We start from the raw sequence: 14,353 nt of genomic DNA, 5'->3' as shown, positions 1-14,353 counted from the left end.
TCAGCTGCTGTTCCTCGACCGGACCTTCGGCAGTTCGCGGGTACTCGGCGGGCCGATCGGCAGCGTCGAGTGAGATTCATGGACCGTGATCAATTGCTGCGGACGAAGGGATGAAGGCTGGGTGGAGCAGCGATGCAGAGCCTGTGGATCGCGGGGTTGAAGAGGGAGAACGGCGTGAGGGATCGTCGTGCGGAACATACGATTCGTGAGACCGACAGTGGTCCGGTAGCCGGAATGGCGAATTAAGAGCGAGGGGTGTGTGTCGCACAGCAGGCTGAACCGTGGCCACTTCTCACCGAGCCGGCTGTCGGTCGTCAGGGGGCGACTCGTCTTGGCGGCGGCAGTCCTGGTCCTACTCGCGGTGGCGACCTTCTTCTTCGTCGGGCGGCAATCGATCGAGGAATACGACGAGGATCACCGGATCACCTTTGACTGCGTGATCTCGAACGCGAAAGCCTCCACAGTTTCTACGCACTCCGGCCGTGGTGTGGGTTCGTACACCGAGCAGGTGGACCTCCACACGTCCAACTGTGGGCATCTCGTGATCCGGGACGGCGTCACGAGTGAGAACAGTGCCGCTGTCGCATCGACCTTCGAGAGGGGCAAGAGGTACCGGATCACCTTGGGTGAGGCCTCGCTGAGTCTGCGTGCACCATTGTCCGTGCTCGGGGCGGTGCCAGAGGTTCGGGGATGGGAGCGAGGATGAGAAGAGAACGGGTCAGTAAGGCGCAGGTGAGGCGCGCGTCGGGGGCGAAGCGAGGGAACCGATTCGTCTTCGGGATGCTCGGGGTGATCGTCCTCGGAGTCGCTGGACTCCTGGCAGCAGGGGAGGCGTTCAGGCACTACGACCGGGAGCACCCCATCTGGGTGACCTGCGTCGTCGAATCGGCGTCTCCCGCTACGGGTGGATCGACGTCAGGACGTGGAATCGGGGCCACGTACGATCAGGTCGAGATCGCCACTGATGACTGTGGACCACTCGTGCTGCGCCGGGGCGTCGACGAGGCCAACAAGGAGCGTCTGGCTGCAAGCTTCAAGCGAGGCACTGGTCACCGGTTCGCGGTGGGCGCTGCTTCCTACCGGTGGCGTTCGGTGCTGCACTTCTTCCGGACCCCGGTGATCGTATCGGATTCGGCACCACTGCCCGAAGAGGGTCGAGGTTGACAGACAGACAGGTGCTACGCGGACGAGTCTTCGCCGCGCTGCTGCTCGTGGTCTTTCGGCGGAGTCGAACAGCGACTCCTCTGTGCTCGTCGCGAGGCGTCGGAGCCTCGACGCTGGGGATCGCCGTGGTGCTGACGCGGTTGACCGTGCCGGGACGGGAGCAGGGTCGGAGCCACCCCAGCCTGATACGTTGGATGCAGGCGCCGGCCCTGCTGGCGCCTGACATCGAGTACCGCGCACAGGGGGCGCCGGCGCTCGAGGGGGCGTGTGAGACCGGCCGCGTGTCGGCTGGAGCACGGAACTTCGGGGACGTCCGGCGCGCGAGTGCTGACCGCGAAGGACCATCATGACGACGCCGAACAACGGGCAGCCCGGCGACTGGCAGCCGAACAACGGGCAGCCGGACCAGCAGGCGCCCGGCTTCCAGCAGCCGAACCAGCAGGCGCCCGGCTTCGGCCAGCCGAACGGGCAGCAGATGCCCGGCTTCCAGCAGCCGGGCCAGCAGGCGCCCGGGTACCAGCAGCAGCCTTACGCCGGCGCGAGCGGGAGCGTTCCCCCCTGGCAGCCGCCGACCCCGGAGAAGAAGGGGAAGAACGTCGCACTCCGGATCCTCATCCCGGTCGTCGCCGTCATCGCCGCGGTGGGTGCGTCGCTGGGCGTCCGCGCGTTCTTCAACGCCACCGCCGAGCCCTCGCCGTCGGCCCTCGCGACCGAGGCGGCGAAGCAGGTCAACGAGAACTACACCTTCCCGCTCGAGCTCGACGAGGTGACCCGCTGGGACGGCGTGACGGCCGACGGTGCGCAGCTCGAGTACGCCTACACGATCGACTCCTCGGTCGATCCGGCGAGCCTGACCGCGGCGGACCTCAAGTCGTCGGTCGTGTCGAACGTCTGCCAGAAGAAGGAGTCGCGTGACCTGCTGTCGAAGGCGATCGTGATGCGGTACTCGTACGTCTTCGACGGCACGGACCGCACGATCGACTTCTCGGTCACCAGCGCCGACTGCTGACCCCGGGCGGGGGCTGAGGAGCGGTGACTCCTGCACGTCGGGTCTTCCACGCGCTCCTCGCGGCGGTGGCGCTGGCCAGCAGCGGGCTGATCGAACTCGGGCACTTCGGCGTCCAGGGCTGGGCGTTCGCCGTCGTCACCGTCCTCGGACTCGGCTACGGTGCGGCGCTCGTGCGCGTCGGCGCAGCGGGTTGCCTCGTACCGACGGTGCTGTTCCTCGGGAGCTTCGTCGTGCTCGTCGTCCTCGTCGACCACGCGTCGGACTGGGGGCCGCTGCAGTACGGGTGGCTGCCCGCGGTGCTCGTCGGGGCGCTCCTCGCTCGGGTGCTGTTCCCGGACGTCGGGGCGAGGCGGCGCAAGGAGACGGCGGGCCGCGGGCTGCGCACGGCGGGTGGGGAGTGGCTGCGTGAGCTCGGCCCGTTCATGCTGTGCGCGGGCGCGTTCTGCGCCGCCGCGCTGGGGGCGATCCTGCACGGCGAGGGCGACGAGGCACTGCGCTACGACGACGCACTCCGGCGGACCGGTGTGGTCGTCACCGGTGAGGTCGTGCACGTCGAGCGTGTGCACGTCACCGGGTACAAAGGGCGAGGACACAGCGAGTACACGCCGGTGACGCGGCAACGGTACGAGGGTGTGGAGTACGAGACGACGCTCGACGAGTACACGGTGTCGAGCGATCCAAATTTCTACCGGGTCGGACAGCGCCTGCAGATCATGGTCGACCCGGACGATCCGACGACCGCCGGCGTCCGGTCCGAGGAGCTGCACGGGATGTTCGCGCGGAACGTCGACGACGGTCGCAACTACGCATTCACCGCGCTGCCGCTGCTGGCTGTGGGCGCACCGCTCCTCGCGGTGCAGACGGTCGAGGGCATCATCCGGAGGATCCGCACCAGGCACACGCGGCGGTGGGCGAGAGCCAGGCGCCAGGTGCTCGCCGCTCGACGGCGCGCTCGCCGTCTGGCCACCGGTGTCGCGTCAGCCCACCGCGCTGGATCGTTCCCGCCACGCACCCCGACCGAGTGAGCCCGCGACCGCCACCGGAGCAGCACGCGACAGCACGAGGCGACCGCCCGACGGAGCGGGCCGTCCGTCGGACCGGCACCGCGCCTCCAGGCCGGGTCGTGCGGGCCTCCAGGCCGGGTCGTGCGGGATCAGCCGCCGACGGTCAGCGCGGGAGCCCGCTCACCCACGCGCGGAACGTGACGGCATCGCTGTCACGGAGGACGACTGCCGGTGCGTCCTGCGCGTCGTACAGGAGCGCAAGACTCTCCGGCGGCAGACCGGCCAGCTGCCGACCCCCGAGCGACGTCGGGGCGACGAGCGCAGGGCTGGCGAGGAACGCGAGGGGCTGCGAGTCGGACTCGACGACCCCTGTCCTGCCGTCGATGAGAGCGCGGACCTCTCCGGGTTGCAGCGCGACGACGTCGCCGCCGACGAACAGTCGGATGACCGGACGCGGGCGACCGCCGGGACCGAGCGGGACGGTGGTCCAGTCGGCGCTGCACGCGACACCGCGCCAGGGCGGGATCGAGACGCCGTTCGGTCCGAGCGCTGCCGGGGCCGTCGCGCGGGGACGGACGACGCGCTCCTGCAGGTACGCCTCGAGCTCCGCGTAGCCGCGGGCCAGGCCCATCACGGAGAAGAGTCGCTTGCCGGTCACGTCACGTGCCTGCAAGCCGCCGTACTGGTTGGCGATCGGCAGCACCGCAGCGATCTCGCCGAGGTCGACGCGGCGCTCCTGGTGGAGGCCCTGACGGACCAGCAGGTGGTCCTCCATGGCGAGCACCCGTGTCCGGCGCATCGAACGGGACAGCACGATGCCCCCGATGCCGGCCAACAGGAGGACGATCGCCACGACGACGAGGCTGGGTTCGACACCGGTCGAGATCGTCGTGGCGGCGCCGAGCGACAGCAGGGCTCCGACGACGACGAAGACGATCGCCACCAGCCGGATGAGCACCCACTGGAAGGTCCGCAGGCGCACGGTGACGAGCGCGCCGCCCTCGCTCGGCAGCGTCTCCCCACGCTCGCGCCGGCGACGGTCGCTGTGCTTGGTCGCCGCCGTCACGGATCTCGTGATGACGAACGCCGCCACCATCGCGATGCCCACGGACGTGATCGTGATCCACATGTGTCGTCCCCCTCGTGCTGCGGCCCCTGGACCGAGTGGTCGACCGCCATGTGCGGAGGTCGACCACTCGATCATGCATCCCCGACCACCAGGTCGTGTTCGGCGATCCCCCCAGGGTGCGGTGTGCAGAGTATCAATTCCACGGGGGCCTGCAAGTTCGTATGTCGCCGCCCTGTGGCTCGAACGGGGGTGACGGCGACCTGTGGAGAACGGAACCTCACGGTATTTCAGCGGCTAGGATCGACCACGCAGTCGATTCTTGAGGGGGACGATCGTGATGTTGACGCGCGCCGGGGGGACCGGGACTCGGCAGGGGAGCCGCATCGCTGGAGTGGTGGCCGTCACGGGTGCACTCGCGCTGGTGCTCTCCGGCTGCACCGCCGACCAGGACCAGGTGACGGATCCGTCACGTGTGCTGCAGACCGTGGACACGACGCTCACCACGAACGGTGCGGTGAACGCGATCTCGGACACGACGATCTCGGTCGCCGGCAAGCGCTCGTCGTCGAAGACCGTCGACCACGACGTGAAGGACGCGGCCGGAGACCTGCCGCTCCGGATCACCACCCAGTACACGACCGACAAGCGCTCGGGGACCGACCTCGCCGACCTCGACGGGTACTCCGGTCGCGTCGAGATCGACGTGACCGTCGAGAACCTCACGGTCCGGTCGCAGGGCCTCACCTACGACGTCGCGGGAGCCTCCCGTTCGACCCCGGCGCTGGTCGGCGCACCGTTCAGCGTCGCCGCCTCGGCCGTGCTCGACGGGGTCGCTCCGGATCGCATCGTGACCGAGTCGGTCGACGGCGGCGCCGCCACCGACGGCGTCGTGAGCACGAACGCCTCCGGCGACGCGGTCGTCCAGTGGGGCCGGCTGCTGGCGCCGCCGACGTCGGGAGCGAGCAGCACGCTGCACCTCGTCGCCGACGTCCGCGACTTCTCGACGCCCGCGATCGACGTCGCGGCGCAGCCCGGACTGACGACGGACCTGTCGACCAGCGGCGTGATGAACGGGGCGTTCGGCTCCGAGACGGACTCCGAGCTCGCGCTGCAACGCCGGACGATCGACCTCATCGCGCAGGTGAACGAGGTGCTCGCCCGTGCCGGCGGCACCATCACCGAGGTCCGCACGAACCTCGAGTCGACGTCCGAGACCCTTGGTGTGCGGACGGCTGAGCGGCTGCAGGAGAGCAGTGCTTCGCTCGCGAGCACGATGCAGTCGCTGTCGGGCGAGCTCGGTTCGCTGAACGGGGACCTCGGCTCGACCGTGCAGGCGACGCAGTCGACGGTGCTGCAGCAGCTGCAGCAGACCACGGGCAGCCTCGATGCCCTGCTCGGTGACACCTCGGCGTCCGCTCCGGCGCCGGTGCTCGACGGCGAGGGCTGTGCCGCGGTCCCGCAGACGGGCACGGCGGGTTCGAGCGTCTACGGGAACCTGCTGCGCGTGTCCGCGCAGCTCGAGGGCTACGCCGAGGCGAGCGAGGCGTGCAAGCAGCAGGTCAGCGCGCAGCTCGCGTCGTCCGTCGGACCGGCTTCGCCGTCCGCCGAGGCGTGCGCCGCCCTGGAGGCCCGTGGTTCGTTGACCTGCGCGCTCTGGGAATCGTCGGCTGCGGTCAACAGCTCGCTGATCGGCTTGGTCAGCAAGGGGCAGCAGCTCGCCGACGGGTTGAACCCGAACCTCGCGGACACCGCGATCGAGCAGTCCGACGCACTGAACGCGCAACTGCAGGAGATCGCCGGGGAACTCGACGCCCTCGGCAGCGACCAAGACGGCTCCATCGAGCAGGCACTGACGGCGCTGGACGCTCTGGTCACGACCAGCGAGCAGTCGGTACGCCCGGTGCAGGAGGCCGTCGCGAACGTTCGGGGCCGTGCCCAGACTGCGCGCGGACAGCTCGGCACCCTGGACTCCCGCTTCGACGGCTCGATGCAGGCACAGAACCGTGCGCTCGCCGACCGCCTGTGCCAGCTCGCGCAGCCGGGTCTGCTCAGCGATCCCGAACTCGACCAGGACGAGGTGGACACGCTCCGCGGGTACCTCACCGCGACACCGTGCCCGGGGACGGACCAGCCGGAGGGGACGACCCTCCGGCCCGGACTCGGCTTCAGCACCCCGATGGACCAGCGCCTCGACGCGCAGGCCACCGCGTGGGACGCGCTCATCGCCGAGACCGACCCGCGGGCGACGACCGGTGTCGGCGCTGCCGTGAACCAGCTCGCCACCGCCGTGGCTGCGCTGCGTCAGGGCGTCCAGGACGTGCGCACCGCGGTGCAACAGGACGGTGGGTCGGTCGAGGGATCGGTGCAACAGCTCGAGGGGCTCCTCGACGGAGCCGCGAAGTCCGGCGCGGACGTCAACGGTCAGCTGCAGCAGGTGCGCGACCAGCAGAAGAAGCTGCAGGACGCCGTGCGCGAGGCCTTCCAGCAGGCGTCGGACGACTCGGGCAAGCAGGTGCAGGCCCTCATCGACGACCAGGTGCGCAAGGTCAGCGAGACCGCCGGCACGAGCCGCGAGGCCGTCGTCGAGGCGTTCGACAAGTCGATCGCCGGCCTCCGCACCACCTCGGGCGAGGTCACGAGCGACTCGAAGGGCACCATCGACGAGCAGAAGGGTGCGCTCCGTGAACAGAGCAGCAGCCTCGCCTCGGCGGTGGACGCGCAGACCGCCGCGAGTCTGCAGCGCATCGACGCGAGCACCAGCGCCTCGGTGCGCGACGTCGAGGGCGCGAGCACGCTGCTCACCGGCGACCTCAACCGCGTGATGCTCGACCTCGGTGACCGCAAGGTCAACGGCTCCGGCATCCTCGGCGCGATGGCCACGAGCGCGGCGAAGTCCGACTCCGCCGACTACCAGCTCGCCCTCGCGTCGCAGAACGCCTCCGGCTACGCCAACGTCCGGGCCGAGGACGTCGCCGGCATCCTCCTGCAGCAGGAGCAGTTCCGTGCCTCGCTCGACCGGGCCGCGAAGCTCCCCGCCTTCCGTCTCGACGTGCCGTCCAGCGCGACGTCGACGACGCTCTACGCCTTCCGGATCGGAGCCGAGCGATGAGCCACGTGCAGGACCAGCCGACCGAGGCGACTGCTGACGAGCAGGGTGCAGACGACCCGACCACGACCGATGCTGCCCGGACCCGGAAGCGTCGGCGGACCGCGATCATCGTCGCGGTGGCCGTCCTCGTCGTCGCGGCCGTCGTCACCGCGGTGCTCGCGGTGCGCGTCTCGGCGTCGACCCCGGCCGAGGCGGTCTCCGCGACGGCCCCGGTGCCGATCACCGTCGCTCACGTCCCCGACGGCACGAAGATCGGCGTCGTGGTCACGCTCGGCGACGGTGAGGGCGCGCAGTGGGACGACGCCGCGCAGGGCGCCCTCGTGGCGCAGCGTCGCCTGGAGCTCGGCGGCACCGACGTGCAGCTCGTGACGAAGAACGACGGCGGGTCGGCCGACGGCGCCCGGAAGGCCGTCGAAGCACTTGCGGCCGACGGCGTCTCGGGCATCGTGGTGGCGACGTCCGGCGACCACGTCCGTGGTGCCTACACCGCGGCGGCCGACGCCGGCATCCCGGTCGTCGCGCCCTACGCGGCCGGCGGTGACGACGCCTGGTCGACCGCGCCGTCGACGGAGTCCGTCGCTGCGGCACTGCAGGACGCGCTCGGTGACGTTGCGTCGCCGCTGCTCGTGGACCTGGGCGGCGGGGCGCCGTCCGGCGTCCGGTTCGCCCACGTCCTCGATGCGACGAGCGCACCCGACCTCGGCGCGCTCGCCACGACGATCGCGCAGCGCACCGGCGCAGCGGCGGGCTCCACCGACGCCGCGACGACCGACGGCCAGGAGGGAACCGTGCAGGCCGGCACCACGCAGACCGGCACCACGCAGGACGGCGCCCAACAGGCGGCTCCGGACTCCGACGCCGTCGTCGTCAGCGGTCCGGCCGGTCGACAGGGTGCCCTCGTCGCAGCACTCCAGGAGGCGAACGTCACCGCTCCGGTCGTCCTGACCCCCGAGGCCACCAGTCCTGCCTTCGCGGCGGCGCTCGCCCAGGCGGGCGGCAGCCTCAGCGGCACGTTCCGCACCGTCGGTGTCGAGACCGACGACGCCCGCGCCCTGTCCTCGAACGCCGAGGGTCGTGCCATGTCGGCGTTCCTCGGCGGCGTCCGGGTGCTGGCGGACGACGCGGACGCGAAGAACCTGACCGGCGACCGGTCGTTCGCCTCGGTGGCGACCGTGGCCGACGCCCGCAGCCACGACGCCGTCGTCGCCCTGGTGACCGCCGTCGGGTCGGCCCGGAGCACGGACGTGAGCAAGGTCTCCGACGCGCTGGCGGGGCTCGACCTGGGCGCCGACGACGGCCTCGCCGGTCCGGCACTCGACTTCGGCGCGCGGCAGGCCCTCGGCGACCGTGCCGGTGTGCTCGCCGCCTCCGCACAGGGCCTCGGGCTGCGACCCGCGACCGCGGACGACGGCGCGACACCTGCGCTCGTCTGGTTCTCCGACTCGACCGACTGACGCCGTCCCGCCGCACCGCCGCACCGCCGCCGCACCACCCGCACCACCCGCACCGCCGCACCACCCCGAGGGAGGACCGCCCATGCGCCTGCTGATCGAGCTCGACGACCGCCGCGAGACGATCGAGGCCGACGGGTGGGCGGAGTCCTCCACGCTGGGGGACCTCGTGGCGGCGTCGCTCGGCACCCCGCTCGACCCCGGGACACCCCTGGCGGTCGACGGCCACCGGACGAGCTCGGACACCCCGCTGCGCGACCTCGTGCTCCTCGAGGGGTCCCGGGTCGCCCGCACCACCGAGGACCCGCCGCGCACGGTCGACGGCTGGAGCGTGACCCTGGCGGGTGGCCTCGAGGCGGGGCTCGTCGTCCCGGTGCCGCGCAGTCGTCGGCTCGTCGTCGGGCGGGCTCCGCAGGCCGACGTCGTGCTCCCCACCGAGAGCGCCTCGTGGGAGCACTGCACCGTGGAACGCGAGGACGACGGCGTCCGTGTCCGCGACTCCGGTTCCACGAACGGCACCGTGATCGCGGGGGAGCGCATCGACGACGAGGGCGTGCTGCTCACCGGCACCACGAGCGTCATCGTGGGCGGTGCGGTGCTGCTGCTCCGGCCGGAGCTCCCGGAGACGACCGTGCCTGCGGCCGGGACCCTCCCGAACCTCACCCCGGCCGCCACCGCACCCTTCAACCGGCCACCGCGGCCCGGTCGCATCACCGACACCGAGCCGGTGTCCCCGCCGACGCGCCGGGACGTCGCCCCGGCGTCGAAGTTCAGCTGGATCACGGTCGCGGCGCCGCTCGTGCTCGCGGGGGCGATGGTGCTCCTGCTCGGGGACGCCCGCTTCGCACTGTTCGCACTGCTCAGCCCCGTGACGGCGATCGGCATGTGGTTCGAGCAGAAGCACCGCCGGGCCAAGAACCTCAAGGAGGAGGAGACGCGCTTCACCGAGGCGGTCGAGACCTTCCGGGGCGAGATCACCGCTGCCGCAGCCGTCGAGGCGGCCCGCCGACAGGACCTCGTGCCCGACCCGGCGACCGTCGTCCGCCGTGCGCTCCTCCCCACCACCGACCTCTGGCAGCGCCGCTCGGACGACGACGACTTCCTCAGCCTGCACGCCGGCACCGGCGACGCGCCGTGGCGTCCCGAGGTCGACCAGCGTGCGGCGTCGTCGAAGCTCGAGGACGAGGCGAAGGCCGCGATCGCGGACAGCCGCCTCACGGCGGCGCCGGTCGTCGCCGACCTGTCGGACGCCGGCGTCGTGGGCATCGTCGGTGACCGCGACGGCGCGCTCGCCCTCGCCCGCAGTCTGCTCGCGCAGGCGAGCGTGCACTGCGGGCCGGCAGACCTGACGGTCGGCGTGTTCTGCGATGCGGGCCGCGAGGACGACTGGTCCTGGGCCTCCTGGCTGCCGCACACACGCGTCGCGGGCAGCAGTACCGGCGCCCGGTGGATGTCGGCGCAGCGCGACCAGAGCGCCGCCGTCCTGCGCGGACTGCAGGAGTCGCTCGACGAGCTCCCCACTCCGAACCTGCTGGTGGTCGTGGACTCCGACGTGCTCACGGAGGGCCGCGACGCCCCGGCGCGCAGCCTGCTCGGCCAGGGCCGGACGGTCCCCGGTGTCTCGCTGCGCCCGGGGGAACGTCGACAGCGGGTGAGCGGCATCGTCATCGCGACGAACGAGCAGCAGCTGCCGGCCGCCTGCACGTCCATCGTCACGGTCGGGGCGGACGCGGCGGCGACGGTCTACCGCCCCGAGGACCGCACGCGCGTCGAGGACGTCGTGCTCGCCGGTCTCACTCCGGCGACGGCGGAGCGCGCCGCCCGCGCCGTCGCGCACTTCGACGACCCGGAACTCACGGTTCCCGGCGCATCGCTGCCGTCGCTCGTCCGCCTGCCCGACCTGCTCACACGGAGCGCAGCACCCCATGCCGGCACCACCTCCGTCGACACCACCACCGCCGAGGGAATCCGCACCCTGTGGCAGACCAGCACGGGGACCTCGACCCCGGTCGGGTCCTCGGAGTCCGGCGTCCTCGAGATCGACCTGGTGCGCGACGGCCCCCACGGCCTGGTCGGCGGGACCACGGGTTCCGGCAAGAGCGAGTTCCTCCGCTCGTTCGTCGCCGGCCTCGCGGCCCGGAACGACCCCACCCGGCTCAACTTCCTGCTCGTCGACTTCAAGGGCGGCGCCGCCTTCGCCGCCTGCGAACGGCTGCCGCACACCATCGGCACGATCAGCAACCTCGACGAGCAGCTGGCCGACCGAGCGATCCGTGCGCTCGAGGCCGAGCTCGAGCGCCGCCAGCGGGTCTTCGCGACCGCCGGCGCCGACATCGACAACCTCGACGCCTACCTCGCGACGCGGCCGACCGAGCCGATGCCGCGCCTGCTCTTCGTCGTCGACGAGTTCGCCATGCTCGCGAAGGAGTTCCCGGACGTCCTGACCTCGCTCGTCGCGATCGCCGCCGTGGGCCGCACGCTCGGCGTGCACATGGTGCTCGCGACACAGCGCCCCGCGGGCGTCGTGAGCGAGGACATCCTCGCGAACACGAACCTCCGGGTGGCGCTCCGCGTGCAGAGCCGTGAGGACTCGACGAACGTCATCGGCGTCCCGGCCGCCGCGGGCATCGGCCGGCAGCAGACCGGCCGCGCCTACGTGAAGCTCGGGCAGGACGACATCACCCCGGTGCAGACCGCCCTGGTCACCGGCCGCGCGCGCGACGAACGGGTCGAGCAGTCGGTCTCGGTCCGTCCGACCGACGTGTTCGGCGTCCCGGCACCGGCGCCCGCACCCGGGCCGAGCGCGTCGGACGACACCGACCTCGACGTGCTCATCGAGGCGATCCGCGCCGCGAACGACGCCGCCGGGTACGCCGCACCCCGGCCCATCTGGCCCGAGGCGCTGGGAGACCGGGTCGACCTGGCGGAGGTCCCGGAACCGCCCAGCGGCAGCGGCCGCCGTCTCGTGCCCGTCGCGCTCGCCGACGACCCCGACCACCAGCGCCAGGTCGCCGGCGGCTGGGACCTCGACGAGGGCAACCTCGTCCTCATGGGCATCCCGGGCAGCGGCACGAGCACTGCCCTGTCCGCGCTCGCCCTGCGTCTCGCGCGGACGACGAGCCCGGACGACCTCGACCTCCTCGTCCTCGACATGGGTCCCGGGGACCTGGCGCCGCTCGCGCAGCTCCCGCACACGACGGCCTACGTCGGGTCCGGTGCCGGGGCGAGCGAGCTGCAGGCCCGCTTCCTCCGCCACCTGCGCGCGGACCTCGAGCGTCGGCGCGCGAGCCCCGGCGGGCGTCAGGCCGTCGTGCTGATCGACGGCCTCGCGGCGCTCCGCGACGAGTACCAGGACTTCGAGGGCCAGCAGCTGTTGGACGCCCTGTACCGCGTGTACGCGGAAGGGCCGGCGCTCGGCATCTCGTTCGCGGTCTCCACGACCCGCGCGAAGGCCGTGCCGTCGGCGATGGACGAGGTCACCACCCAGAAGTGGCTGTTCCGTCTGGCCGACCCGTACGACTACGCGTCGATCGGGGTCCGCCCGAAGGACGTCCCGCCGCCCGTGCCGGGTCGGTACATCGACTCGACGACGAAGCTGCAGAGCCACGTCGCGACGCCGGCGGTGCCCCTCGCCGAGGCCGTCGCCGAAGTCGCCGCCGCGTGGCCGGACGCGGCACCGAAGTCGAGCGCCGTCGGCCGGCTGCCGGATGCGGTCCGGGTGCAGGACCTCGGTGCCGCGGCACGCTTCGACACCGAGCCGTGGCGCCTGCCGGTCGGCATCGCCGAGGACGACCTCGGCACCGCGGCGCTCGAGGTCTACGACGGCGAGCACGTGCTCGTCGCCGGCCCGGCGCGCTCCGGCAAGTCGACGGTGCTCCTCGCCCTGGCAGACCAGGCACGGTCCGCCGAGGGTGTCCGCCCGGCCGTGTGGGCGATCTGCGACCGCCGGTCACCGCTCGCCGACGGCGTGTTCGACCGCCTCGCCGTCGGGGCCGACGAGGTCCCCGCCCTGCTGGCCGGCCTCCGCCTGGAGCGCGGCCCGGTCCTGCTGCTCGTCGACGACGCCGAACGCTTCGACGACGCCGACCAGGCGATCGCGTCGCTGCTGTCCTCCGAGCGACCGGGCCTGTGCGTGGTCGCCGCCGGCCGGTCCGCCGACCTCCGTTCGCTCTACAGCCACTGGACGCGCGCGGTCCGGAAGTCCCGCTGCGGCGTGCTGCTGCAGCCCGACGTCGACTACGACGGCGAACTGCTCGGGGTCACGCTGCCCCGACGTGCCCCCGTCGCGCTGACGGTGGGTCGCGGCTACGCCGCGTCGGGCGGCGCCGTCCGTCTGGTCCAGACCGCCGCGCCCGGCGCCTGACCCGCGGGACCACCACCGGACGGGAGGCGCGGTGCTCGGCCGCCACGCGCCTCCCGTCCGGCGGGTCCCGGCCGCAACCCGCTCCGATGGAGCAGGATTCGTCGCCTCACGCACCGTGACCCGACGGTTTCTGCTCCACGGAGGAGGACGAGTGACGAACGCCGACGACGCACCACGGGTGAGGCCGCGGGTCTGAGACCGGTCAGTCGCGGGTGGTGATGCCGAAGGGCGAGCTCTCGAGGTCCGTGAAGTTGCCCACCGTCGCCCGGACCGTGCACGAGGGCGCGACTGACAGCGCGGTCACGACGAGGCCGTCCGACGAGACGGCCAGTGCACCCGAGCACCCGTCGGCGAAGCGGACCCCGGACTCCCCGCCGGCGACGTCGGTGAGCATCTCCGAGGGCTTCCCGGTCGAGGGGCTGCGGTAGAGCGGGTTCAGTTCGTCGGCGCCGCTCGGCCACACCGGCACGAGCGTCACCGGCAGCGTGGTCTGGCTGACCGTGCGGTCGGGCGTGCGGACCTCGACGCCCTGCAGCCGCTGCACGGGGTACGACGTCCCGGTCACCGACTGGTCGGAGACGGCCGTCGTGGTCGCGTTCCCGGCGGTGTCGAGCCACTCCTGCAGGCCGGCCTGGTCGGGTACGTCGGACAGTCGCACGGTGGCCTGCACGGTCAGGTCCTCGCCCGCCGGGACCACCACGTCGGAGAGCGTCCACCCGCAGCGGACGTCGACGCCGGTCAGCGACGGCTGGTTCCTGACGCCGGTGACGTCGCCGCCGGTCGCTCCGCCGCCGGTCGCTCCGTCCCCGCTCCAGGTCACCGCGGGGCACTCGGACCGCGACCCGACATCGGGCACCACCTCGAGCAGCGGTCCGCGGAGCGTCGCGGCCTGCGCGGCGTACGTGATCGACAGCGCGACGGTCCCGGCCTGCGGGTCGACGGTCGCCTTGCGGGTCGTCGAGAGCCCGGTCGGCAGCGGACGGTCCTGCTGGTACGCGCTCGCGGCCTGTGCCGTGCGGGCAGCGCTCGGGGTGCCCTTCCCGCCCAGGGCGCCCGGGAGCCAGACGACCCCGCCGACGACGAGCGCCGCGACGAGCACGACACCGAGGGCGCCGAGCCCGAGCATGCGGTTCGTCAGCCAGTCGGGGCGCTGCCACCGGCGGCGAGCGGGGGCCTCGGGTTCA

Annotated in this window: 7 protein-coding genes and 1 pseudogene; 6 read left to right on the top strand and 2 right to left on the bottom strand. The window is 72.4% G+C overall.

Features of this window, described 5'->3' with window-relative positions; translation table 11 throughout:
* Positions 1-361: 361 nt before the first annotated feature.
* From D8M35_RS05070 to D8M35_RS05060, 3 genes are all read left to right on the top strand, one after another.
* Positions 362-706 (top strand): hypothetical protein, encoded by a 345-nt coding sequence (locus D8M35_RS05070; RefSeq protein ID WP_161972606.1) that lies wholly within the window; start codon positions 362-364, stop codon positions 704-706.
* A gap of 804 nt (positions 707-1,510) precedes the next feature.
* The gene (locus tag D8M35_RS05065; RefSeq protein ID WP_126890872.1) at positions 1,511-2,173 is read left to right on the top strand and encodes a hypothetical protein; all 663 of its coding nucleotides are present in this window, start codon (positions 1,511-1,513) and stop codon (positions 2,171-2,173) included.
* Between the two features lie 23 nt (positions 2,174-2,196).
* On the top strand, positions 2,197-3,198 hold the full coding sequence (locus D8M35_RS05060) for a DUF3592 domain-containing protein (RefSeq protein ID WP_126890871.1): 1,002 nt from the start codon (positions 2,197-2,199) through the stop codon (positions 3,196-3,198).
* Positions 3,199-3,340: 142 nt separating this feature from the next.
* Here the strand turns inward: D8M35_RS05060 and D8M35_RS05055 are convergent, their stop codons facing one another.
* Positions 3,341-4,306 (bottom strand): hypothetical protein, encoded by a 966-nt coding sequence (locus D8M35_RS05055; RefSeq protein ID WP_126890870.1) that lies wholly within the window; start codon positions 4,304-4,306, stop codon positions 3,341-3,343.
* A 334-nt stretch (positions 4,307-4,640) separates the two neighbouring features.
* Between D8M35_RS05055 and D8M35_RS05050 the strand changes: the two genes are divergently transcribed.
* From D8M35_RS05050 to D8M35_RS05040, 3 genes are all read left to right on the top strand, one after another.
* Complete coding sequence (locus tag D8M35_RS05050) at positions 4,641-7,355, top strand: hypothetical protein (RefSeq protein ID WP_126890869.1); 2,715 nt, start codon at positions 4,641-4,643, stop codon at positions 7,353-7,355.
* On the top strand, positions 7,352-8,809 hold the full coding sequence (locus tag D8M35_RS05045; protein ID WP_126890868.1) for an ABC transporter substrate-binding protein: 1,458 nt from the start codon (positions 7,352-7,354) through the stop codon (positions 8,807-8,809). Before D8M35_RS05050 ends, D8M35_RS05045 begins: the two co-directional genes overlap by 4 nt.
* Before the next feature lie 82 nt (positions 8,810-8,891).
* Entirely contained in the window at positions 8,892-13,169 is a 4,278-nt protein-coding gene (locus D8M35_RS05040; RefSeq protein WP_126890867.1) for an FtsK/SpoIIIE domain-containing protein, read from the top strand.
* A gap of 202 nt (positions 13,170-13,371) precedes the next feature.
* Here the strand turns inward: D8M35_RS05040 and D8M35_RS16550 are convergent.
* A pseudogene (locus D8M35_RS16550) lies at positions 13,372-14,353 on the bottom strand (serine/threonine protein kinase); the annotation flags it as partial.

It is taken from the genome of Curtobacterium sp. HSID17257, from assembly GCF_003989515.1.
Taxonomy (GTDB): domain Bacteria; phylum Actinomycetota; class Actinomycetes; order Actinomycetales; family Microbacteriaceae; genus Curtobacterium.
The sequence above is the reverse complement of the archived record's forward strand: the minus strand, read 5'-3'. Positions and strand labels throughout refer to the sequence as shown.